At 61.4% G+C, this 23,776-nt stretch carries 17 protein-coding genes; 11 read left to right on the top strand and 6 right to left on the bottom strand.

Annotated elements, in window-relative coordinates:
* Positions 1 to 176: 176 nt before the first annotated feature.
* The 8 genes from lptF (at position 177) to pdxJ (ending at position 8,605) form a co-directional block, all read left to right on the top strand.
* Positions 177 to 1,298, top strand: a complete 1,122-nt coding sequence (lptF, locus tag BW33_RS23135) for an LPS export ABC transporter permease LptF (RefSeq protein ID WP_047601404.1) — start codon at positions 177 to 179, stop codon at positions 1,296 to 1,298.
* Positions 1,291 to 2,352 (top strand): LPS export ABC transporter permease LptG, encoded by a 1,062-nt coding sequence (lptG, locus tag BW33_RS23130; protein ID WP_047601403.1) that lies wholly within the window; start codon positions 1,291 to 1,293, stop codon positions 2,350 to 2,352. Before lptF ends, lptG begins: the two co-directional genes overlap by 8 nt.
* 172 nt (positions 2,353 to 2,524) lie before the next feature.
* On the top strand, positions 2,525 to 4,321 hold the full coding sequence (gene lepA / locus BW33_RS23125; protein ID WP_003221926.1) for a translation elongation factor 4: 1,797 nt from the start codon (positions 2,525 to 2,527) through the stop codon (positions 4,319 to 4,321).
* 9 nt (positions 4,322 to 4,330) lie between these two features.
* The gene (lepB, locus tag BW33_RS23120; protein WP_007965160.1) at positions 4,331 to 5,185 is read left to right on the top strand and encodes a signal peptidase I; all 855 of its coding nucleotides are present in this window, start codon (positions 4,331 to 4,333) and stop codon (positions 5,183 to 5,185) included.
* A gap of 183 nt (positions 5,186 to 5,368) precedes the next feature.
* Positions 5,369 to 6,058: a ribonuclease III gene (rnc, locus tag BW33_RS23115; protein WP_024011703.1), complete on the top strand. Its 690-nt coding sequence runs from the start codon at positions 5,369 to 5,371 to the stop codon at positions 6,056 to 6,058.
* Positions 6,051 to 6,953, top strand: a complete 903-nt coding sequence (gene era, locus BW33_RS23110; protein ID WP_003221935.1) for a GTPase Era — start codon at positions 6,051 to 6,053, stop codon at positions 6,951 to 6,953. The genes rnc and era overlap by 8 nt, the downstream gene beginning before the upstream one ends.
* 168 nt (positions 6,954 to 7,121) lie before the next feature.
* Positions 7,122 to 7,811 carry a DNA repair protein RecO gene (gene recO, locus BW33_RS23105; RefSeq protein WP_047601401.1) on the top strand — a complete coding sequence of 230 codons (690 nt, stop codon included), beginning with the start codon at positions 7,122 to 7,124 and terminating at the stop codon, positions 7,809 to 7,811.
* 47 nt (positions 7,812 to 7,858) lie between these two features.
* Positions 7,859 to 8,605 (top strand): pyridoxine 5'-phosphate synthase, encoded by a 747-nt coding sequence (gene pdxJ, locus BW33_RS23100; protein WP_047601399.1) that lies wholly within the window; start codon positions 7,859 to 7,861, stop codon positions 8,603 to 8,605.
* 127 nt (positions 8,606 to 8,732) lie between these two features.
* On the opposite strand, the gene mltF is transcribed toward pdxJ, so the two are convergent.
* Positions 8,733 to 10,193 (bottom strand): membrane-bound lytic murein transglycosylase MltF, encoded by a 1,461-nt coding sequence (gene mltF / locus BW33_RS23095; RefSeq protein ID WP_081794246.1) that lies wholly within the window; start codon positions 10,191 to 10,193, stop codon positions 8,733 to 8,735.
* 285 nt (positions 10,194 to 10,478) lie between these two features.
* Between mltF and purL the strand changes: the two genes are divergently transcribed.
* From purL to BW33_RS23080, 3 genes are all read left to right on the top strand, one after another.
* Entirely contained in the window at positions 10,479 to 14,375 is a 3,897-nt protein-coding gene (gene purL, locus BW33_RS23090; RefSeq protein ID WP_047601398.1) for a phosphoribosylformylglycinamidine synthase, read from the top strand.
* Positions 14,376 to 14,380: 5 nt separating this feature from the next.
* Positions 14,381 to 14,692 (top strand): Nif3-like dinuclear metal center hexameric protein, encoded by a 312-nt coding sequence (locus tag BW33_RS23085; RefSeq protein WP_047601396.1) that lies wholly within the window; start codon positions 14,381 to 14,383, stop codon positions 14,690 to 14,692.
* 1,083 nt (positions 14,693 to 15,775) lie between these two features.
* Positions 15,776 to 16,117: a DUF6124 family protein gene (locus BW33_RS23080; protein WP_047601394.1), complete on the top strand. Its 342-nt coding sequence runs from the start codon at positions 15,776 to 15,778 to the stop codon at positions 16,115 to 16,117.
* A 122-nt stretch (positions 16,118 to 16,239) separates the two neighbouring features.
* Here the strand turns inward: BW33_RS23080 and nagE are convergent, their stop codons facing one another.
* The 5 genes from nagE to BW33_RS23055 all read right to left on the bottom strand — a co-directional run bounded on the left by nagE (position 16,240) and on the right by BW33_RS23055 (position 23,567).
* Positions 16,240 to 17,955: an N-acetylglucosamine-specific PTS transporter subunit IIBC gene (nagE, locus tag BW33_RS23075; RefSeq protein ID WP_047601393.1), complete on the bottom strand. Its 1,716-nt coding sequence runs from the start codon at positions 17,953 to 17,955 to the stop codon at positions 16,240 to 16,242.
* 35 nt (positions 17,956 to 17,990) lie between these two features.
* Complete coding sequence (ptsP, locus tag BW33_RS23070; RefSeq protein ID WP_047601392.1) at positions 17,991 to 20,504, bottom strand: phosphoenolpyruvate--protein phosphotransferase; 2,514 nt, start codon at positions 20,502 to 20,504, stop codon at positions 17,991 to 17,993.
* A 182-nt stretch (positions 20,505 to 20,686) separates the two neighbouring features.
* On the bottom strand, positions 20,687 to 21,709 hold the full coding sequence (locus BW33_RS23065; protein WP_152546148.1) for an SIS domain-containing protein: 1,023 nt from the start codon (positions 21,707 to 21,709) through the stop codon (positions 20,687 to 20,689).
* The gene (gene nagA / locus BW33_RS23060) at positions 21,690 to 22,796 is read right to left on the bottom strand and encodes an N-acetylglucosamine-6-phosphate deacetylase (RefSeq protein WP_047601387.1); all 1,107 of its coding nucleotides are present in this window, start codon (positions 22,794 to 22,796) and stop codon (positions 21,690 to 21,692) included. The genes BW33_RS23065 and nagA overlap by 20 nt, the downstream gene beginning before the upstream one ends.
* Positions 22,797 to 22,835: 39 nt before the next feature.
* The gene (locus BW33_RS23055; protein ID WP_045122308.1) at positions 22,836 to 23,567 is read right to left on the bottom strand and encodes a GntR family transcriptional regulator; all 732 of its coding nucleotides are present in this window, start codon (positions 23,565 to 23,567) and stop codon (positions 22,836 to 22,838) included.
* Positions 23,568 to 23,776: the final 209 nt, after the last annotated feature.

Genomic DNA, 23,776 nt, shown 5'->3' with positions numbered 1-23,776 from the left:
ACAACCCTCGGCGGCACGATCTTCAACCGATTACACGCTTGGGTGAGTGTGCGCAGTGACAGGCGCCCTCAATCACAGGATAATGCCGCATCTTTTTTCGACGGCTCTGCCTTGCGGGTCGCTCGAAACGTTTGCTTGTTTGGCCGCCTTAGCCTGACAACCCTGGAGTGTCTGGTTTGATCGTCTTCCGTTATCTGTCCCGTGAAGTGATGTTGACCCTGAGCGCCGTCAGCGCCGTGCTGCTGGTCATCATCATGAGCGGTCGCTTCATCAAATACCTTGCCCAGGCCGCTGCGGGCCAACTCGATCCGGGATCGCTGTTCCTGATCATGGGTTACCGTCTGCCGGGTTTCATGCAGCTGATCCTGCCGTTGGGCCTGTTTCTCGGGATCCTGCTGGCTTATGGCCGGTTGTACCTCGAAAGCGAAATGACCGTGCTCTCGGCCACCGGCATGAGTCAGCAGCGTCTGCTGCGCATGACCCTGTTCCCGGCGACGCTGGTGGCACTGGTGGTGGCGTGGCTGAGCCTGAGCCTGGCCCCGCAAGGCGCCAACCAGTTCCAGCTGCTGCTGAACAAGCAGGACGCCCTGACCGAGTTCGATACCCTCGAGCCTGGCCGTTTCCAGGCGTTGCGTGACGGTACCCGAGTGACCTACACCGAAAGCCTGACCGACGATCGCGTCAACCTCGGCGGCGTGTTCATCTCGCAGAAAAATCTCGGGGCCAATCAGAAGGACCGCGGGATTTCCGTACTGGTGGCCGAGAAGGGCCGTCAGGAAGTTCACTCGGACGGCAACCGCTACCTGATCCTGCACAACGGCTATCGCTATGACGGCAGCCCGGGGCAGGCCGATTACCGGGCGATCAAATACGATACCTACGGTGTATTGCTGCCAAAACCCGATGCCAGTGACGAAGTCACCGACCGTGACGCGATCCCGACCTCGACCCTGCTGGGCGCCGACGACGAGCGTTCCAGGGCTGAGCTGCAATGGCGGATTTCGCTGCCGTTGCTGGTGTTCATCGTGACCCTGATGGCGGTGCCGCTGTCGCGGGTCAATCCGCGTCAGGGCCGTTTCCTGAAGCTGCTGCCGGCGATTCTTCTTTATATGGCTTACCTGACCATCCTGATTGCCGCCCGCGGCGCCCTCGAAAAAGGCAAGATCCCGCCGGCTCTCGGCCTGTGGTGGGTGCACGGGATCTTCCTGGCCATTGGTCTTGGCCTGCTGTACTGGGAGCCGATGCGCCTGAAGCTGGCCAGCCGTCGCAGCGCTGCGCTGGAGGTGGCCCGTGGTTAAACTCGACCGCTACATCGGCAGCAGTGTGTTCATGGCGATCATCGCCGTGCTGGCGATCATTCTGGGTCTGGCGACCCTGTTTGCCTTCATCGACGAGATGAGCGACGTCAGCGATACCTACACGCTGACCGATGTGCTGAGCTTTGTCCTGCTCACCGCACCGCGTCGCCTGTATGAAATGCTGCCGATGGCCGCGCTGATCGGCTGCCTGATCGGCCTCGGCAGTCTGGCCAGCAGCAGCGAGCTGACGGTCATGCGCGCCGCGGGTGTGTCCATCGGGCGCATCGTCTGGGCGGTCATGAAGCCCATGCTGGTGCTGATGCTGGCCGGCGTGCTGATCGGCGAATACGTGGCACCGGCCACCGAAAGCATGGCCCAGGCCAATCGCTCGCTGGCGCAAGGCAGCGGCGACGCGCAGAGTGCCAAGCACGGCATGTGGCACCGTCAGGGTGAGGAGTTCATCCATATCAACGCCGTGCAACCCGACGGTCTGTTGTATGGCGTGACCCGCTATCACTTCGACAAAGAGCGTCACCTGCTCAGCTCCAGTTTTGCCAAGCGTGCGGAGTTCGACGGCAAGCGCTGGCTGCTCAGCGACGTGACCACCACGGTGTTCCACGAGCGCAGCACCGAAGTGCTGAATGCGCCGAGCGAGGAGTGGGACGTGTCGCTGAGTCCGCAATTGCTCAACACGGTAGTGATGGCGCCTGAGTCGCTGTCGATTTCCGGTCTGTGGGGCTATATCCACTATCTGGCGGACCAGGGCCTGAGCAATGGCCGTTACTGGCTGGCATTTTGGGTCAAGGTGTTGCAGCCGCTGGTGACCGCTGCGCTGGTACTGATGGCGATCTCCTTCATCTTCGGCCCGTTGCGCTCGGTGACTCTTGGTCAGCGGGTGTTCACCGGTGTGCTGGTGGGCTTCACCTTCCGCATTGTCCAGGATCTGCTCGGCCCATCGAGCCTGGTGTTCGGTTTCTCGCCGCTGTTCGCGGTGCTGGTGCCGGCCACGGTCTGTGCGCTGGCGGGTGTCTGGTTGCTGCGACGGGCCGGTTGATGGTCGCGTTGTTGCCAACGCTTTAACCGCGAAAACGCCTCGGTCGACAGATCGGGGCGTTTTCGTATGCAATCGGGGTGACAGGCGAACGTGACGCTTGCGCCGTGTATCAGGTACAATTCCCGGCTATTTTTCGGCGGGCCAAGCCTGCAGCCTTTTTGAGTGTTGATCCGTGAGTGATTTGAGTCATATCCGCAATTTCTCCATCATCGCCCACATTGACCATGGCAAGTCGACGCTGGCTGACCGTTTCATCCAGATGTGCGGTGGCCTGGCCGAGCGTGAAATGGAAGCCCAGGTACTGGATTCCATGGATCTGGAGCGCGAACGCGGGATCACCATCAAGGCCCATAGCGTTACCCTCTATTACAAAGCCAAAGATGGCGTCACCTACCAGCTGAACTTCATTGACACCCCGGGCCACGTCGACTTCACCTACGAAGTCAGCCGTTCCCTGGCCGCGTGTGAAGGGGCGTTGCTGGTGGTCGATGCCGGTCAGGGTGTTGAAGCCCAGTCCGTGGCCAACTGCTACACCGCCATCGAGCAAGGCCTCGAGGTCATGCCGGTGCTGAACAAGATCGACCTGCCACAGGCCGAGCCGGACCGCGTCAAGGACGAGATCGAGAAGATCATCGGCATCGACGCCACCGACGCCGTCACCTGCAGCGCCAAGACCGGCCTGGGTGTCGACGAAGTGCTCGAACGTCTGGTTGCGACCATTCCTGCGCCGACCGGCAACATCGAAGATCCGCTGCAGGCGTTGATCATCGACTCCTGGTTCGACAACTACCTGGGCGTTGTTTCCCTGGTGCGCGTGCGTCATGGCCGCGTGAAAAAGGGCGACAAGATCCTGGTGAAATCCACCGGCAAGATCCACCTGGTCGACAGCGTCGGTGTATTCAACCCGAAACACACTGCTACCGCTGACCTCAAGGCCGGCGAAGTGGGCTTCATCATCGCCAGCATCAAGGACATTCACGGTGCGCCGGTTGGTGACACCCTGACCCTGAGCTCGACTCCGGATGTCCCGGTTCTGCCCGGTTTCAAACGCATCCAGCCACAGGTTTATGCCGGTCTGTTCCCGGTCAGCTCCGACGACTTCGAGGACTTCCGCGAAGCGCTGCAGAAACTGACCCTGAACGACTCGTCGCTGCAGTACACCCCGGAAAGCTCCGACGCACTGGGCTTCGGCTTCCGTTGCGGGTTCCTCGGCATGCTGCACATGGAGATCATCCAGGAGCGCCTCGAGCGCGAATACGACCTGGACCTGATCACCACCGCGCCAACGGTAATTTTCGAGCTGGTGCTGAAAACCGGTGAAACGATTTACGTCGACAACCCATCCAAGCTTCCGGATGTGTCGGCCATCGAAGACATGCGCGAGCCGATCGTGCGGGCCAATATCCTGGTTCCGCAGGAGCACCTGGGCAACGTCATCACCCTGTGCATCGAGAAACGCGGCGTACAGGTCGACATGCTGTTCCTCGGCAATCAGGTACAAGTGACCTACGACCTGCCGATGAACGAAGTGGTCCTGGACTTCTTCGACCGTCTCAAATCCACCAGCCGCGGCTATGCTTCGCTGGATTACCATTTCGATCGTTACCAATCGGCTAATCTGGTGAAACTGGACGTGCTGATCAACGGTGACAAGGTCGACGCCCTGGCGTTGATCGTGCACCGTGACAATTCGCACTTCAAAGGTCGCCAGTTGACCGAGAAGATGAAAGAACTGATTCCTCGTCAGATGTTCGACGTGGCGATCCAGGCGGCCATTGGCGGTCAGATCGTTGCCCGGACAACCGTCAAGGCACTCAGAAAGAACGTATTGGCCAAATGCTACGGCGGTGACGTAAGCCGTAAGAAAAAGCTGCTTGAAAAGCAAAAGGCCGGTAAGAAACGCATGAAGCAGGTCGGCAACGTGGAAATTCCACAAGAAGCCTTCCTTGCCGTGCTCAGGTTGGAATAGTCAGGTCCTATGTCACTAAATTTCCCGCTGTTGCTGGTCATCGCCGTGTTCGTCTGCGGCCTGTTGGCGTTGCTCGATCTGCTGTTCCTGGCGCCGCGTCGGCGTGCTGCCATTGCCTCTTATCAAGGCAGTGTCAGCCAGCCCGAGCCCGTGGTGGTCGAGAAGCTGAACAAAGAGCCGTTGCTGGTTGAATACGGCAAGTCGTTCTTTCCGGTGCTGTTCATCGTGCTGGTGCTGCGTTCGTTCCTGGTGGAACCGTTCCAGATTCCGTCCGGCTCGATGAAACCGACCCTGGACGTTGGCGACTTCATTCTGGTGAACAAGTTTTCTTACGGGATCCGTCTGCCGGTGATCGACAAGAAAGTCATCGAAGTCGGTGATCCACAGCGTGGCGATGTGATGGTGTTCCGCTACCCGAGCGACCCGAACGTCAACTACATCAAGCGTGTAGTCGGCCTGCCGGGCGACACGGTGCGTTACACCGCTGACAAGCGTCTGTTGGTCAATGGCGAGTCGATTGCCGAGCAACTGGTCGGCTCCGAGCCGGGCACGCTGGGCAGCGCGGAGCTCTACAAGGAAAAACTCGGCGCTGCCGAGCACCTGATCCGCAAGGAAATGAGCCGCTACCGTGCGACCCCGGACCATACCTGGACCGTGCCGGCCGGCCATTACTTCATGATGGGCGACAACCGCGACAACTCCAACGACAGTCGCTACTGGGATGACCCGAACATTCCCAAGGATCTGCTGGGCATGGTTCCCGACCAGAATATCGTCGGCAAAGCCTTCGCTGTCTGGATGAGCTGGCCGGAACCGAAACTCAGCCACCTGCCGAATTTCTCGCGGGTTGGCCTGATCAAGTAATCAATCACGGCGCTGTTGACCACAGCGCCGAATGCATTTCTGGAGTCGACACAAATCGGCACCAGGGCATGAAGCCACGATATTCAGGACGTCATTTTTGAACACAGCGTTAATTGTCCCAGGCCTGCGCCGTAACCCGGCGATGGCAGTGGAATCCAGCCACGAACTCAGCGTGGGTAAACCGTGAGCGTTTCTCTAAGCCGTCTCGAGCGCCAGCTCGGTTACACCTTCAAGGATCAGGAGCTGATGCTGCTGGCCCTCACGCACCGCAGCTTTGCCGGGCGTAACAACGAACGCCTGGAATTCCTCGGCGATGCCATCCTCAACTTCGTCGCCGGCGAGGCGCTGTTCGATCGCTTCCCGCTGGCCCGCGAAGGCCAGTTGTCGCGTTTGCGCGCACGCCTGGTGAAGGGTGAGACACTGGCCGTGCTGGCCCGTGGTTTCGACCTGGGCGACTACCTGCGTCTGGGCTCGGGCGAACTGAAAAGCGGTGGCTTCCGTCGCGAATCGATCCTGGCCGATGCCCTCGAAGCGCTGATCGGTGCGATCTACCTGGATGCCGGCATGGACGTCGCTCGCGAGCGCGTACTGGCCTGGCTGGCCGGTGAGTTCGAAGGCCTGACGCTGGTCGACACCAACAAGGATCCCAAGACCCGCCTGCAGGAACACCTGCAATCGCGCGGTTGCGAACTGCCACGCTATGAAGTGGTGGATATCCAGGGTGAACCGCACTGCCGTACCTTCTTCGTCGAGTGCGAAGTGGTCTTATTGAATGAAAAAAGCCGAGGTCAGGGTGTGAGCCGCCGTATTGCCGAACAGGTAGCGGCCGCCGCAGCACTGATTGCCCTGGGCGTGGAGAATGGCAATGACTGATACAAACGCAACTCGCTGTGGCTACGTTGCCATCGTCGGCCGTCCCAACGTCGGCAAGTCGACGTTGCTCAACCACATCCTCGGCCAGAAGCTCGCGATCACCTCGCGCAAGCCGCAGACCACCCGCCACAACATGCTCGGGATCAAGACCGAGGGTGACGTGCAGGCGATCTACGTCGACACCCCCGGCATGCACAAGGGTGGCGAAAAGGCTCTGAACCGTTACATGAACAAAACCGCTTCGGCAGCATTGAAAGACGTCGACGTGGTGATCTTCGTGGTCGACCGCACCAAGTGGACCGAAGAGGACCAGATGGTCCTGGAGCGCGTGCAGTACGTGACCGGCCCGCTGATCGTCGCGCTGAACAAGACCGACCGCATCGAAGACAAGGCCGAGCTGATGCCGCACCTGTCGTGGTTGCAGGAACAGCTGCCGAACGCACAGATCATCCCGATTTCCGCGCAGCACGGGCACAACCTCGACGCGCTGGAAAAGGTCATCGCCGATCATCTGCCGGAGAACGATCACTTCTTCCCGGAAGACCAGATCACCGACCGTAGCAGCCGTTTCCTCGCTGCCGAACTGGTGCGCGAGAAAATCATGCGCCAAATGGGCGCCGAGCTGCCGTACCAGATCACCGTCGAGATCGAAGAGTTCAAGCAGCAGGGCAAGACCCTGCACATCCATGCGCTGATCCTCGTCGAACGTGACGGCCAGAAGAAGATCATCATTGGCGACAAGGGCGAGCGCATCAAACGCATCGGCACCGAAGCGCGCAAGGACATGGAGCTGCTGTTCGACTCCAAGATCATGCTCAACCTGTGGGTGAAGGTGAAGGGCGGCTGGTCTGACGACGAGCGTGCTTTGCGTTCGCTGGGTTACGGCGACCTGTAATCACCGTTCCAGAGAACACCGATACCCACTGTGGGAGCGAGCCTGCTCGCGAAGGGATGTAACATTCAGCATTGATGTTGACTGTCACTCCGCTTTCGCGAGCAGGCTCGCTCCCACATTTGGTTTTTGGGTGGTGTGTAAAAACTGCGTTTCTTCATCGAGAACTCCATGTCGCAAACCCCACCTCCCGCCCAACTCGCCTACGTCCTGCATTCGCGCGCCTACCGCGAAACCAGCGCGCTGGTCGACTTCCTCACGCCGCAAGGGCGGCTGCGGGCGGTATTGCGCAGTGCGCGGGGCAAGGCCGGGACACTGGCGCGACCGTTCGTGCCGCTGGAAGTCGAGTTTCGTGGCAAGGGTGAGTTGAAGAACGTCGGGCGCATGGAAAGTGCCGGCAATGCGACCTGGATGATCGGCGAGGCGCTGTTCAGCGGCCTCTACCTCAATGAATTGCTGATCCGTCTGCTACCCGCCGAAGACCCGCACCCGGCGGTGTTCGATCACTACGCAGCCACGCTGTTGGCGCTGGCCGAAGGTCGTCCGCTGGAGCCGTTGTTGCGCTCCTTCGAATGGCGTCTGCTGGACGATCTCGGTTACGGCTTCTCCCTGAATACCGATATCCACAGCGAACCGGTCGCGCCGGACGGTCTTTATCGTTTGCAAGTGGACGCTGGCCTTGAGCGCGTTTACCTGCTGCAACCTGGTCTGTTCAACGGTGTTGAATTGCTGGCCATGGCCGAAGCTGACTGGTCAGCCCCCGGCGCACTTTCAGCCGCCAAACGTCTGATGCGTCAAGCACTGGCAGTTCACTTGGGCGGTCGTCCGCTTGTCAGTCGCGAACTGTTTCGCAAGCCCTGATCACCCCGTATGCTGTGCGCCGAATCTCTAAATTCAGGAGCGCATCCGTGACCACCAGCAATCGCATTCTTCTTGGCGTGAACATCGACCACGTCGCCACCTTGCGTCAGGCCCGTGGCACACGCTACCCGGATCCGGTCAAGGCAGCGCTGGACGCGGAAGAGGCGGGCGCCGACGGCATCACCGTGCACCTGCGCGAAGACCGTCGGCACATTCAGGAGCGCGACGTGCTGTTGCTCAAGGACGTGCTGCAGACCCGCATGAACTTCGAAATGGGCGTTACCGAAGAAATGATGGTGTTCGCCGAGCGCATCCGTCCGGCGCACATCTGCCTCGTCCCGGAAACCCGTCAGGAGCTGACCACTGAAGGCGGTCTGGACGTAGCGGGGCAGGAGGAGCGAATCAAGGCAGCGGTCGAGCGTCTGTCGAAGATCGGCAGCGAAGTGTCGCTGTTCATCGATGCCGACGAGCGCCAGATCGCCGCGTCGAAACGCGTTGGTGCACCGGCGATCGAGTTGCACACAGGGCGTTACGCCGATGCCGAAACCCCGACTGAGGTCGCTGAAGAGTTGAAGCGTGTGGCGGACGGCGTGGCGTTTGGTCTGGCGCAGGGCCTGATCGTCAATGCCGGGCATGGCCTGCATTATCACAACGTCGAAGCGGTGGCGGCGATCAAGGGCATCAATGAACTGAACATCGGCCATGCGCTGGTGGCGCATGCGTTGTTCGTCGGGTTCAAGTCGGCAGTGTCCGAGATGAAAGCGCTGATTCTGGCGGCTGCGCTCAAAGGCTAAAGGTCAACGCATGACCCCTGTGGGAGCGAGCCTGCTCGCGAAAGCGGTGTATCAGTCAGCGATGATGTCGACTGACACGACGCCTTCGCGAGCAGGCTCGCTCCCACATTGGTTTTTGTGGTGTTTGTTAGAGCGGGGCAGGTTCTTGCGCGGGTTTTGACTTGTCGATCCCCGGTACATGCAGATTACCCTCGGCCACCTGATCGCCTTCAAGCTGCGGCTGGGTTACCCAGGTCAGGATGTCGTAGTAGCGACGGATGTTCGCCACGAAATGCACCGGCTCGCCGCCCCGGGCGTAGCCATAGCGGGTCTTGCTGTACCACTGCTTCTGCGACAGGCGCGGCAGCATCTTCTTCACGTCCAGCCACTTGTCCGGGTTCAGGCCTTCGCGGGACGCCAGTTTGCGTGCGTCATCGAGATGACCGCTGCCGACGTTGTACGCCGCCAGGGCAAACCAGGTGCGGTCCGGCTCCTGAATCGATTCGTCGAGCTGATCCTTCATGTAGGCCAGGTACTTCGCGCCGCCCATGATGCTCTGCTTGGGATCGAGTCGGTTCGACACGCCCATGGCCTGAGCGGTGTTCTGGGTCAGCATCATCAGACCGCGCACACCGGTTTTCGAAGTGACCGCCGGTTGCCACAGCGATTCCTGATAACCGATGGCCGCCAGCAGGCGCCAGTCGACTTTCTCTTTCTTGGCGTAGGTCTTGAAGTGCTGTTCGTATTTGGGCAGGCGCTGCTGCAAGTGCTGGGCGAAGGTGGTGGCGCCCATGTAGCCGAGGACATCGACGTGGCCGTAATACCGGTCTTTCAGGCGCTGCAGGGTGCCGTTTTTCTGCACCTTGTCGAGGTAGGCGTTGATCTCGTTGAGCAGGCTGTTGTCTTCGCCGGCGGCCACCGCCCAACTCTGGCTGCGCGCATCGCCGAGGTCGAAGGCCACGCGGATGTTGGTGAAGTACACCTGGTTCATTGCCACTTCGTTGGAGTCGACCAGCGTCAGGTCGATCTGGCCTTCATCGACCATGCGCAACAGGTCGACCACTTCAACGGCGTCGGATTCTTCGTATTCGATGCCCGGAAACTTCTTTTTCAGCTCCGCCAGTTGTTCGGCGTGGGTGCTGCCCTTGAGCACCATGATTTTCTTGCCGACCAGATCACCGGGATCGGTAGGGCGCGACTGGCCGTTGCGATAGATGATCTGCGGGGTGACTTCGAGGTAGGAGTGGGAGAAGCGCACCTGCTTCTTGCGATCCTCGCTGCTGACCAGCCCAGCCGCCGCCAGCACCGGGCCGTTCGGCTTGCCGATCTGGTTGAACAGATCGTCGAGGTTGTCGGCGGTCTCGATCTTCAGCTCGACCCCCAAATCGTCGGCAAAGCGCTTCACCAGCTCGTATTCGAAGCCGGTTTCACCGCTGCGATCCTGAAAGTAGGTGGCGGGGCTGTTACGGGTAATCACCCGCAGCACACCATCCTCCTTTACGCGCTCGAGTGTGTTGGGTTTATCAACACAGCCACCGAGCACCAGGAAGAGTCCGGTTGCGATCAGCCATTTGGCGTATCGCGGACGCAAAGCCGTTGGGAAAAACATCTGCGCAGTATACGCAAACGGCTGCGGGCGCCATATCTCGACAGTGAGCGGCTTGTCTGCTAGAGATCACAAAACCGCACGAAACCCCGCAGGAATGGGGCTGAAAGGCATTTTGTGACAGAAAAAATAAGCGCTGCTCGCGCACCCTCGGAATTTGACTTCAAAGGCAGAAACACAGATTGATATCCGAGTGCAACCGTGCGTAGCGTTTCGGGTGATGTTGAGGGCGGTTTAGGCTAGAATGCACGGCCTCAAAGCACACCCCTTCCCGAGGCTGTCCCGAAGATGTTGATCCTGCGCGGCGCTCCTGCCCTTTCTGCCTTTCGCCACAGCAAACTCCTTGAGCAACTGAGCCAGAAGGTTCCAGCTGTCAGTGGCCTGTATGCTGAATTCGCTCACTTCGCCGAAGTCACCGGCGTCCTGACCGGCGACGAACAGCAGGTGCTTGCGCGCCTTCTGAAGTACGGCCCAAGCGTTCCGGTACAAGAGCCGACCGGCCGTCTGTTTCTGGTGTTGCCGCGTTTCGGCACCATCTCGCCATGGTCGAGCAAGGCCAGCGACATCGCCCGCAACTGCGGCCTGAGCAAGATCCAGCGCCTGGAGCGCGGCATCGCGTTCTACGTGGCCGGCCAGTTCAGCGACGCCGAAGCCCAGCAAATCGCCGACGTGCTGCATGACCGCATGACCCAGATCGTTCTGGGCAATCTGGAGCAGGCCGCCGGTCTGTTCAGCCACGCCGAGCCGAAGCCGCTGACCGCGATCGACATCCTCGGTGGCGGCCGCGCCGCGCTGGAAAAAGCCAACACCGAACTGGGCCTGGCCCTGGCCGAAGACGAGATCGATTACCTGGTCAACGCCTTCAACGGTCTCAAGCGCAACCCGCACGACATCGAACTGATGATGTTCGCCCAGGCCAACTCCGAGCACTGCCGCCACAAGATCTTCAACGCCAGTTGGGATATTGATGGCGAGAGCCAGGAAAAAAGCCTGTTCGGCATGATCAAGAACACCTATCAGATGCACAACGAAGGCGTGCTGTCCGCTTATAAGGACAACGCCTCGGTGATCGTCGGCAACGTCGCCGGCCGCTTCTTCCCGGATCCGGAAACCCGCCAGTACGGCGCGGTGCAGGAGCCGGTGCACATCCTGATGAAAGTCGAAACCCACAACCACCCGACCGCGATCGCCCCGTTCCCGGGCGCGTCCACCGGTTCCGGTGGCGAGATCCGCGACGAAGGTGCAACCGGTCGTGGCGCCAAGCCAAAGGCCGGCCTGACCGGTTTCACCGTGTCCAACCTGCAGATCCCGGGCTTCGAACAGCCGTGGGAAGTGCCGTACGGCAAGCCTGAGCGTATCGTTACCGCGCTGGACATCATGATCGAAGGCCCGCTGGGCGGCGCCGCGTTCAACAACGAATTCGGTCGTCCGGCCCTGACCGGCTACTTCCGTACCTTCGAACAGTCGATCACTACTCCGCACGGTGATGAAGTTCGTGGTTACCACAAGCCGATCATGCTCGCGGGCGGCATGGGCAACATCCGTGAAGAGCACGTCAAGAAAGGCGAGATCCTGGTCGGCTCCAAGCTGATCGTGCTCGGCGGCCCGGCAATGCTGATCGGTCTGGGCGGCGGCGCCGCTTCCTCGATGGCCACCGGCACCAGCTCGGCGGACCTGGATTTCGCTTCCGTTCAGCGTGAAAACCCTGAAATGGAGCGTCGCTGCCAGGAAGTCATCGACCGTTGCTGGCAGCTGGGCGACAAGAACCCGATCAGCTTCATCCACGACGTGGGTGCGGGCGGTCTGTCCAACGCCTTCCCGGAACTGGTCAACGACGGCGACCGCGGTGGCCGTTTCGAACTGCGCAACATTCCCAACGACGAGCCGGGCATGGCCCCGCACGAAATCTGGTCCAACGAATCCCAGGAACGTTACGTTCTGGCGGTCGGCCCGGCCGATTTCGAGCGCTTCAAGGCGATCTGCGAACGTGAGCGTTGCCCGTTCGCCGTGGTCGGTGAAGCCACCGCTGAGCCGCAACTGACCGTGACCGACAGCCACTTCGGCAACAACCCGGTGGACATGCCACTGGAAGTGTTGCTGGGCAAGGCGCCGCGCATGCACCGTTCGGTGGTTCGCGAAGCCGAGCTGGGCGACGATTTCGATCCGTCGAACCTCGACATCAGTGAATCCATCGAGCGCGTCCTGCATCACCCGGCCGTGGCGAGCAAAAGCTTCCTGATCACCATTGGTGACCGCACCATCACCGGCCTTGTGGCCCGTGACCAGATGGTTGGCCCATGGCAGGTTCCGGTGGCCGACGTCGCCGTCACCGCCACCAGTTTCGACGTCTACACCGGTGAAGCGATGGCCATGGGCGAGCGGACTCCGCTGGCGCTGCTGGACGCTCCGGCGTCGGGCCGCATGGCCATCGGCGAAACCCTGACCAACATTGCCGCTTCGCGCATCAACAAGATCTCCGACATCAAACTGTCGGCGAACTGGATGTCCGCTGCCGGCCACCCGGGCGAAGACGCGCGTCTGTACGACACCGTGAAAGCGGTCGGCATGGAACTGTGCCCTGAGCTGGGCATCACCATTCCGGTCGGCAAGGACTCGATGTCCATGGCCACCCGCTGGAACGACAACGGCGAAGAAAAAACCGTGACCTCGCCGATGTCGCTGATCGTGACCGGTTTCGCCCCAGTGGCTGACATCCGTCAGACCCTGACCCCGGAACTGCGCATGGACAAGGGCACCACCGACCTGATCCTGATCGACCTCGGTCGCGGTCAGAACCGCATGGGCGCCTCGATCCTTGCCCAGGTTCACGGCAAGCTCGGCAAGCAGGCTCCGGACGTCGACGATGCCGAAGACCTCAAAGCCTTCTTCGCCGTGATCCAGGGCCTCAACGCCGACGGTCACCTGTTGGCTTACCACGACCGTTCCGACGGTGGTCTGCTGACCTCCGTGGTTGAAATGGCCTTCGCCGGCCACTGCGGTCTGAGCCTGAACCTGGACAGCGTTGCCGAAAACTCGGCAGAAATCGCCGCGATCCTGTTCAACGAAGAACTCGGTGCAGTGATTCAGGTTCGTCAGGACGCCACCCCGGACATCCTCGCGCAATTCAGCGCGGCCGGTCTGGGTGACTGCGTGTCGGTGATCGGTCAGCCGATCAACAACGGTCAGATCAACATCACCTTCAACGGTGACACTGTGTTCGAAGGCCAGCGTCGCCTGCTGCAACGTCAGTGGGCCGAGACCAGCTACCAGATCCAGCGTCTGCGTGACAACGCCGACTGTGCCGAGCAAGAGTTCGACGCGCTGCTGGAAGAAGACAACCCGGGCCTGAGCGTCAAGCTGAGCTACGACGTCAACCAGAACATCGCGGCGCCTTACATCAAGAAAGGCATTCGCCCACAGGTTGCCGTGCTGCGTGAGCAGGGCGTCAACGGTCAGGTGGAAATGGCCGCCGCCTTCGACCGCGCCGGTTTCAACGCGATCGACGTGCACATGAGCGACATTCTCGCCGGCCGCGTCGACCTGAACGAGTTCAAAGGCCTGGTGGCCTGCGGTGGTTTCTCCTACGGCGACGTCCTCGGTGCCGGTGAGGGCTGGGCCAAGTCGGCGCTCTTCAACAGTCGCGCCCGCGATGCGTTCCAGGGTTTCTTCGAGCGTAACGACAGCTTCACCCTCGGCGTGTGCAACGGTTGCCAGATGATGTCCAACCTGCACGAGCTGATCCCGGGCAGCGAGTTCTGGCCGCACTTCGTACGCAACCGCTCCGAGCAGTTCGAAGCGCGCGTGGCAATGGTGCAGATCCAGGAATCGAACTCGATCTTCCTGCAGGGCATGGCCGGTTCGCGTATGCCGATCGCCATCGCTCACGGTGAAGGTCATGCCGAGTTCTCCAGCGAAGAAGCCCTGCTGGAAGCCGATCTGTCGGGTTGCGTGGCGATGCGTTTCGTCGACAACCACGGCAAGGTCACCGAAGCCTACCCGGCCAACCCGAACGGTTCGCCGCGCGGGATCACCGGTCTCACCAGTCGCGACGGTCGCGTGACGATCATGATGCCGCACCCGGAGCGAGTGTTCCGCGCGGTGCAGAACTCGTGGCGTTCGGAAGACTGGACCGAGGATGCACCTTGGATGCGCATGTTCCGTAACGCGCGCGTCTGGGTGAACTAAGGCCTGTGTACAAGCTTGGGTTTTTTGTTCCTGACAGTCATGTCGAGGTGGTCAAGGACGCTGTATTCGCTGCCGGTGGTGGGCGGATCGGGGACTATGACCACTGTGCGTGGCAGGTGCTTGGCTTGGGTCAGTTTCGACCTCTGGACGGCAGTCAGCCGTTTATTGGTGAGGCGGGGCAGGTTGAGCGGGTTGAGGAATGGAAGGTTGAGCTTGTCGTTTGTGACGCGTTGATTCGTGATGTGGTGGCTGCTCTCAAGTTGAGCCACCCTTACGAGACGCCGGCTTATGAGGTGTGGCGGTTGGAGGATTTCTGATCTTTCTGCCGCTGGAACGAGAAACCCGCAGATGAGTGATTGTCTGCGGGTTTTTTGTTGCCTGCGATTTGCTTTTCTGTAGGAGTGAGCCTGCTCGCGATGGCGCCCTGACAGGCGACCATGCTCTGCCTGACTGTGTGAATATCCGATTCTTCGGGTGCTGCCGCTGGCGGTTTCGCCCTTACGGCGACTCACTTTTTTTACAAGCGCCTAAAAAAAGTAAGCAAAAAAACGCTTGCTCCTGCGTTCGGCCCGCTCGCTGGGGCTCGGGGTTCCTTCGCTGCGGGATTGATCCGGGCGCAGCGCCTCCGGTTTGCTTCGCTGCACCTCCTCTCGCTGTGTTTGGCTTCGCCAAACGGTCGCTGCGCTCCCACACCCGGATCAATCCCTGCACTCAGCCTTCCGATGTCGCCCGTGGATCAAGATCAAGATCAAGAGCTGCAGCCGAGCTAACGCTCATCCTGTTGAGTGGTGAGGAGCGAAGCGGGGCAGCGCCGTTTTTTCTTTTGCTTTTCTGTGGGAGCGAGCCTGCTCGCGAAGGCAATCTGACAGACAACCTGACTCTTGCAGATGCCCACAACCCCTGTGGGAGCCTGGCTTGCCAGCGATGGCGGCCTGACAGCCGACCAATCTCTAGCTGATGCAGTACTCACCTGTAGGAGCTGCCGAAGGCTGCGATCTTTTGATCTTGCCTTTGATTGTGGAAAGCCAAAGTCAAAAGATCGCAGCCTTCGGCAGCTCCTACAGTGGGATGTTTTGTGTTTAAAAATGTGTGGAATCAGAAGAACCTTCCCACAAGGTTTTCAGGTTGTCCCTCGGACGTCCGGTCTCTAGGCTTTGTCTGTCGCTGCCAATTCAGCGACCGGGAGGTGAGATACCCGATTTGGATCCCCAGACAAGTGCCCCCATAATTGTGGCCAGCTTTCGCTGTCAGCAATTCCTTATGGCGGCTATGTACGGGCGGACTTCGGTCCGGCCGGATTTGGGGTCCTTACCGGTAATCTCACTCCGTACATGGCTGCCACCTCTTCTCCGAGTGAGATCGGGAGCAAGTGGCCGCAACACTTAAAAAGGACTTGTTCGATGGACAAACTGATACCCGACCCACCCGCCGACGCCATCCGGGTTGAAGACCTGACGAAAGACCGCGAAGCCATCAAGCGCGCTGTCGATTTCTACTTCACCCCGCAACCCGCTCAGGCGCATCACCCCGGCACGATGTTCCTGGTCAACCCAAGCATCGACCCCGAAACCCTGCTAGCCCACGCCTACGAATCGTTGGCCTGCGCCAGTGCCATGGCCAGCAACTTCGCCAACGAACTCAGCGGCCTGCAACGCAGCACCGCACTGGCGATCCAGCAAATCGTCATGCTCGCCGAACTGGCGGTAAACCGCGCGCTGGACAGGGTCGATCCACAAGCCTGACCACCGCCAGGCTGGATACTTTGTAGGAGCTGCCGAAGGCTGCGATCTTTTGATTTTGTTTCTGATGGTGAGAAACCAAAGTCAAAAGATCGCAGCCTTCGGCAGCTCCTACAGTGGACGGTTCAGACCTTGGCGCTGACCTCCGTCCGGTTCACCAACGCCTCAATCGCCCCACTCAAACTCGCCGCTTTCTCACCAATCAACAAATGCCAGACCCCACCGTCCAACGGGCTGACACCCTGGCAACCCAGCGCTTTCAGCTGAGCCTCGGACAACGCTTTTCCATTGGCCAGTTGTAAACGAAGGCGCGTCAGGGCGATGCATTCCAGCTGCAGCACATTCTCGCTACCGCCCAATGCGGTCAGCCATTGTTGGGCTTCCGGTGCTGCGACCAATGCAGCTTTCGATTCCTCGACCACCACCGCAGGCGGAGCCACCAACGCACGACCCAGCGCCGGCATGGCGAGGCGGATTTCGTCGGCGATGCTGTCGGCCAATGGCCCGACCACCACCTGCAAGCTGCCGCCCTTGCCCGGGCGTACCACGGCCATCGCACCCAGTGCCTTCAAGTCAGCGTCGGAAGCCTTGTTGCGATCGACCATTTCCAGGCGCAGCCGCGTGGTGCAAGCGCCAACCGTCAGCAGGTTTTCAGCGCCGCCCAGTGCCTTGATGTAAGCACTGGCGCGCTCGTTTTCAGTCAGTACGGCTTTTTCACTGACAGCAACATCCTCCCGCCCCGGCGTCTTCAAATTGAAGCGACGGATACAGAAATCAAACACCGCGTAATACACCACGGCATAGGCCAGCCCGACCGGAATCACCAGCCAGCCATTGGTCGAACGCCCCCAACCCAGCACCATGTCGATGAAGCCGCCGGAGAAGGTGAAACCCAAGTGAATGTTCAGCGCATTGGTGATCGCCATCGACAACCCGGTCAGCAGCGCATGCAACAGATACAGCAGCGGGGCGAGGAACATGAAGGCGAATTCAATCGGTTCGGTCACCCCGGTCAAAAAAGACGTCAGGGCCATCGACAGAAAGATCCCGCCCATGACCTTGCGCCGCTCTGGCAACGCGTTGCGGTACATCGCCAGGCATGCGGCGGGCAGGCCGAAGATCATCATCGGGAACATGCCGGTCATGAACTGGCCGCCCTTCGGATCGCCGGCGAAATAGCGTGACAGGTCGCCGGTGACGAGTGCTCCGGTGGTCGGGTCGGTGAAGTTGCCGAACACGAACCACGCCATGTTGTTGAGGATGTGGTGCAGGCCGGTAACGATCAGCAGGCGGTTGAACACGCCGAAGACGAAGGCGCCGAAGCTGCCGCTTTCCATCATCAGGCTGCCGAAGCTGTTGATGCCGTGCTGAATCGGCGGCCAGATGTAGCCGAACACCACGCCCAGACCGACTGCGGCGAACCCGGTGACGATCGGCACGAAGCGCCGGCCGCCGAAGAACGCCAGATACTCCGGCAGCTTGATGTCCTTGAAGCGGTTGTACAGCGCGCCGGCCATCAGGCCGCTGACAATCCCGGCGAGCATGCCCATGTTGATGCTCGGGTCGAGCACCTTGAGCGTGGAGATCATCACCAGGTAACCGATCACCCCGGCCAGGCCTGCGGTGCCGTTGTTGTCCTTGGCGAATCCGACGGCGATGCCGATGGCGAAGATCATGGCCAGGTTGGCGAAGATCACTTGCCCGGCATCGTGGATGATCGCGATGTTCAGCAGGTCGGTGTCACCCAGACGCAGCAGCAGGCCGGCGATCGGCAGGATCGCGATCGGCAGCATCAACGCACGGCCGAGGCGTTGCAGGCCTTCGATGAAGAGTTGGTACATGGTGGTTCTCCCTGCTCTTTATAGAGAGCTTGTTGTTAGTGCAGAGGCCAATGCAGATGGCAGGCCTGACGTACCGCAGTGGCACTGTTCAGTTTCAACAGGTCGAGGCTGAGGCGTTGGCATTCGGCCTCGTGCAACTGGCGCACGCGATCCTTGATTTCACCGATCTGCACCGGGCTCACCGACAGTTCGGTCACGCCGAGGCCGATCAGCACCGGTGTCGCCAGTGGATCGGAGGCGAGAGCGCCGCAGACGCCGACCCAGCGTTTGTGCACCGCCGCGCCTGCGCAGGTCATGGCAATCAGCCGCAGCAGCGCCGGGTGCAGGGCATCGACGCGAGCGGCGAGGCCGGCGTGGTCGCGGTCCATGGCCAAGGTGTATTGCGACAGGTCGTTGGTGCCGACCGACAGGAAGTCGGCGTGTTCAGCCAGTTGCTCGGCCTGCAACGCAGCGGCGGGGACTTCGATCATCACGCCGATTTCCGGGCGCTGGCTGATGTTCAGTTCCAGGCACAGCGCATCGACCCGTTGGCGGATGTGCAGCAGTTCGTCGACTTCGGTGACCATCGGCAACAGGATCCGGCAACGGCGCAGCGGGCTGACTTGCAGCAGTGCGCGCAATTGCTGATCGAGGATTTCCGGGCGGGCCTGGGCCAGACGAATGCCACGCAAGCCCAAGACCGGATTGGCTTCAGCGGGCAGCGGCAGGTAGTCCAGTTGCTTGTCGCCGCCGACGTCGATGGTGCGGATGATCACCGAGTGCTCGCCCATGGCATCGAGTACGGCTTGATAGGCGGCGCGCTGCTCGTCGACGTCCGGCGCGGTCTGTCGCTCGACGAACAGAAACTCGGTGCGCAGCAGGCCGACGCCATCGGCGCCGTTGGCAAAGGCGTCTGCCGCTTCATGGCTGGACGCAACATTGGCGACCACTTCGATGGCCACGCCATTGCGGGTTTCGGCGGGCAGGTGGGCCTTGGCCTGTTGCGCATCGCGGCGTTGCTGACGGTCGATTTGCGCCTGTTGCACTTCGGCCAGGCGTTCGACGTTCGGCGTCAGTTCGAGGCGGCCGCCATCGGCATCCAGCACCACCGACTGACCTTGCGGCTGATCGAGCAACGCGGCGCCCAGTGCGACCAGGCAAGGCAGACCTTTGCCGCGCGCCAGAATCGCGACGTGCGAGGTCGCGCCGCCCTCGGCCATGCACAACCCGGCAACACCTTGCGCGCTGAGTTGCAGCAGATCCGACGGCGTCAGTTCATGCGCAGCGATAATGGCGCCGGCCGGCACGTCGTAATGCCAGGCTTCACCGAGCAGGGCGCGCAGCACCCGTTGCTTGAGGTCGCGCAGGTCGTTGGCGCGTTCGGTCAGCAGCGCGCTGCCGGTGTGTTGCAGCATCTCGCACTGCACATCGATCGATTGGCTCCACGCGTGGGTCGCCGCTGTGCCTTGGTCGATAGCATGCTGCGCGGCGTCGAGCAGGGCCGGGTCTTCGAGCAGTGCCAGATGCGCGGCGAAGATCGCTTCTTCGTCGGTGCTCTTGTGCTTTTTCGCTTGGGCGAGGGTATCGTTGATTTCGCCGCGAACCTGACTCAGCGCCGACTCAAGCACCTGTTGTTGCGCCAGCGGATCATGCTTGCCCGCATCCGCCGGCAGATTGATCGCGTTCAGGCGAAACAGCGGCCCGCCGACCAGTCCCGGCGCGGCGCACACACCCTGCAGCACGCCAGCTTCGGCCGGGCGCTTGCGCGGTGCGGCGCTGACCGGTGCTGCGGCGTGATGATCATCGGGCAGGGCGGTCGCCAACGCATTCAGCAATGCTTGCAGCGCAGCTTCGGCGTCTGGCCCCTGACAGCTGACCTGCACTTCATCCTGCTCGCCGATTGTCAGGCCCATCAGGCCGATCAGGCTGTTGCACGGCGCCGATTTGCCGGCGAAGTGCAGCTGCGACTGGCTCTTGAAGCCTTGCGCGGTCTGGCGAATCAGCGCGGCCGGGCGCGCATGCAAGCCGCCGCGATGCGCCACCAAGACCTGACCATGAACCTCTGGCCCGCCAACGGCTTCGGCGGTCGCCGCAGAGCTGCTGCGGGCAATAATGTGCAGCAACGGCTCGCCGACCTTCACCGCTTTGAGTGTGATCGGGCGCACCTGGAAATCCTGGCTGTTGGTCAGGATCAGCAGGCTGACCAGGCTTTTGCACTGCTGGCCGACCTTGTCCAGGTCGTAGCGCAACAACGGCTGGCCGTTGCTGACCCGCGTGCCTTCCTTGACCAGCATCAAGAAGCCTTCGCCGTTCAGTTCAACGGTGTCGAGGCCCAGATGCAGGAGGATTTCCGCGCCGTTGTCGGCGCGCACGGTCAGGGCATGGCCGGTGCGGGCGACGTGGATGATCACCCCGGCGCAGGGCGAATACAGGGTGTCATTCAGCGGGTCGATGGCAATGCCGTCACCCATCGCGCCGCTGGCGAACACCGCGTCCGGGACTTTGGCGAGCGTGAGCACCGGGCCGCTGAGCGGGGCGCTGAGGGTCAGCTCTTTATTGTTGTTGTGCATGGCTCGGTCTCATCAGTAATTTCGCTTTCCCCTGTAGGAGCTGCCGCAGGCTGCGATCTGTTGATCTTGTTTTTTTCAACGTCAAAATCAAAAGATCGCAGCCTGCGGCAGCTCCTACAGGGTTGTGCATCAATCAACGGTTTTCGCGTCCGCCGACAGGGTTGTGCAACGATCAGCAGGTTTCAGTGTGTACGGGTCACTTTGCTCAGGTGGCGCGGCTGATCCGGGTCCATGCCGCGGGCCACGGCCAGGCCGGCGGCCATCACGTAGAAACTCTGGATCGCCAGGATCGGATCGAGGGCCGGGTGCTCGGCGCGGCTCAGGGTCAGGTCGCGTTCGAGGATGTCGTCCGGCGCGGCCAGCAGCACGCGGGCACCGCGTTGACGCATCTCTGCCGCGAGACTGATCAGACCCGCCTGTTCGGCACCGCGCGGAGCGAACACCAGCAGCGGGTAGTGCTCGTCGATCAGCGCCATCGGGCCGTGACGGACTTCGGCACTGCTGAAGGCTTCGGCCTGGATCGCCGAGGTTTCCTTGAACTTCAGTGCGGCTTCCTGGGCGATGGCGAAACCGGCGCCACGGCCAATCACCATCAGGCGTTCACAGTCGCGCAAGGCGTCGATGGCTGCGCTCCAGTCCTGTTGCGCCGCTTCGCGCAGGCCTTCGGGCAGGGCGTTGTGCGCTTCCAGCAGTTCGCGGTCTTCTTTCCAGTGCGCGATCAGGCGGGCGCTGGCGCTGAGGGTGGCGATGAAACTCTTGGTCGCGGCGACGCTGCTTTCGGTGCCGGCGAGCAACGGCAGGCTGAATTCGCAGGCCGCTTCCAGTGGCGAATCGGCGGCGTTGACCATCGACACACTGAGGGCGCCACGCTTGCGCAGCAGACGCAGGCTGTTGACCAGATCCGGGCTCTGGCCCGATTGCGAGAACGCGAACGCGACCTGACCGCTGACCTTCAACGGCGCCTGCTGCATGGTCACCACCGACATCGGCAACGACGCCACCGGCACCCCCAGTTGCTGCATGGTCAGGTAGGCGAAGTAGCTCGCCGCGTGATCGGAACTGCCGCGCGCGACGGTCATTGCCACTTGTGGCGGCTGACGGCGCAGGCGCCCGGCGATCTCGATCATTGGCGGGTCGAGCTGCTGCAGTTGGGCTTGCACGGCCTCGAACGAGGACAGCGCCTCTTCAAGCATTTTTGAAGTCAATGTCTTCTCCTTCGACCATGACGGCGGTCAGTGTGAGTGAGCGATCCAGCCGCACGCAGTCGGCCCAGGCCCCCGGTTGCAGGCGCCCGCGTTCAGTGATGCCGAGGTAGTCGGCGGGAAATTGCGACAGACGCTGTGAGGCCTCGGCGATCGGCAATCCGATCTTCACCAGGTTGCGCAGGGCCTGATCCATGGTCAGGGTGCTGCCGGCCAGCGTGCCGTCGGGCAGGCGCACGCCGCCCAGGCATTTGGTCACGGTGTGGCTGCCGAGCTTGTATTCACCGTCGGGCATGCCGGCGGCGGCGGTCGAATCGGTGACGCAGTACAGGCACGGGATCGAACGCAGGGCCACGCGGATCGCGCCGGGGTGCACGTGCAGCAAGTCCGGAATCAGTTCGGCGAATTTGGCGTGGGCCAGCGCGGCGCCGACGATCCCCGGCTCACGGTGATGCAGCGGGCTCATGGCGTTGTACAAATGGGTGAAACTGGTGGCGCCGGCATCCAGGGCGGCGACGCCTTCCTCATAGCTGCCGAGGGTATGGCCGATCTGCATGCGGATGCCGCGGCTGCTCAGTTCACGAATCAACCCGTCGTGACCGGCGATTTCCGGGGCGATGGTGATCACCCGGATCGGCGCCAGCGCCAGGTATTCCTCGACCTCGGCCATCAACGCTGTGTGGGCGAAATTCGGTTGCGCGCCGAGTTTGCCGGGATTGATGTAAGGGCCTTCGAGATGCACACCGAGGACGCGGGCGGCACCTTGCGGACGCTGTTCGCAGAACTCGCCGAGCTCTTTCAGCACGCTGGAAATCTCGGCACTCGGCGCGGTCATGGTGGTGGCCAGCAGCGAGGTGGTGCCGAAACGCACGTGGGTGCGGGTGATGGTTTCGAAGGCGCTGGCGCCTTCCATGATGTCTTTGCCGCCACCGCCGTGCACGTGCAGGTCGATGAAGCCCGGCAGCAGATACGGCAGGTCATTGTCGGCCGGATCGCAGGGCACGCCTTCGATCGACACGACTTTGCCGTGTTCGTGGATCAGCCGGCCGCGAACCCAGCCGTGAGCGGTGAGGATGTTGTCTTCGGACATGTCGGTTCTCGCTTTGGGCCGCCTCAGCGGCGCAGCTCTTTATCTACGAAGCTCTGCAACAAAGTCGTAGTAGTCGTTGCGGCAATAGGTGTCGGTGACTTCGATCGGCGTGTTGTCCTCCAGATAGCCGACCCGGGTCATCAGCAGCATGGCGGTGCCGGGGGCGATGCCGACCAGCGCGGCGAACTCGTCCGAGGCGTTGATCGCCTGAATGTGCTGCAGGGCGCGGACGATCGGTTTGCCGATGCCATCGAGGTATTCGTAGAGCGAATCGCCGACCAATTGCGGCTTGGGCATGATCGAGGCGGGCAGGGTGCTCATCTCGATGGCCATCACGGTGTCGTCGGCCTTGCGCAGGCGTTTCATGCGCGCGACCTTGTCGTTCGGCGACAGGCTCAGGCGGATCAGTTCTTCGTGAGTCGGCAGGGTGATTTCGCGCTCCAGCCACTGCGAGCTGGGGACGAAACCCTTGAGGCGGAGCATTTCGCTGAAGCCCGAGAGGCGTGACAGCGGTTGTTCCAGACGGGGGGTGATGAAGGTGCCGGAACCTTGCAGGCGGCGGATCAGACCTTGATCGAGCAACACTTCCAGCGCCTTGCGCGCGGTGACCCGGGAGATACCCAGTTGCTCGCTGAGGTTGCGCTCGGACGGCATCGCCTGCTCGGCCTTCCACTGCCCGGAATGGATCGCCGATTCCAGATTACGCGCCAGCTGCAGGTACAGCGGCGTCGGCTGGGAGTCATCTGGGCGTAGGGCCTGGAGGTCGTTCATGTAGGTCATTTCCGACGCGAGTATAGGATTGTTGTGGCTCGCTTGTGGGGCGGAAATTAATACCACTTGAATACCATGTCAACGCAGTGAATTGGCGTGTAGCCCAATGAAATGGCGGGTTATAGCGGGTGTGGTTTCAAGTGGTATTAGTGGTGGGCTGTAAAATGCAAAAGATCGCAGCCTGCGGCAGCTCCTGCAGTGGGAAGTGG

Origin of the sequence: Pseudomonas sp. RIT288 (genome assembly GCF_000631985.1) — a bacterium.
In the GTDB taxonomy this organism is placed as follows: domain Bacteria; phylum Pseudomonadota; class Gammaproteobacteria; order Pseudomonadales; family Pseudomonadaceae; genus Aquipseudomonas.
The sequence above is the reverse complement of the archived record's forward strand: the minus strand, read 5'-3'. Positions and strand labels throughout refer to the sequence as shown.